Annotated in this window: 1 protein-coding gene; it reads right to left on the bottom strand. The window is 54.9% G+C overall.

The window, feature by feature from the left end:
• On the bottom strand, nucleotides 1-235 hold a 235-nt coding region (locus CHH91_RS19115), incomplete at its 3' end, for a glycoside hydrolase N-terminal domain-containing protein (protein WP_141234256.1).

Below are 235 nucleotides of genomic sequence, written 5' to 3'. Positions count from 1 at the left end.
CATATCGACTTGCCGCCTGAAAGTCTCTAGCGCCAATGGCTGCGCGCATGTTCGCTACCGTTCCTTTCACAGGCGCTTGGCTCCTTTTAGCAGGCGGCCCTGACCAAAGGCTGTCAATGTTTAAAGCGATTTTTTCGTGTTCAACACCGCCATAAACCATCGCCCCTAGCCGCCCATTTCCAATCGGATAGGCTTCGGTCCACGTCCGCGCTGGTTGCTGTTCGGTCAGTTGCAT

Origin of the sequence: Virgibacillus sp. 7505 (assembly GCF_002272135.1) — a bacterium.
Lineage (GTDB): Bacteria > Bacillota > Bacilli > Bacillales > Amphibacillaceae > Terribacillus.
Note: the sequence above shows the minus strand (reverse complement) of the source record. Positions and strands in the feature narration are given on the sequence as shown.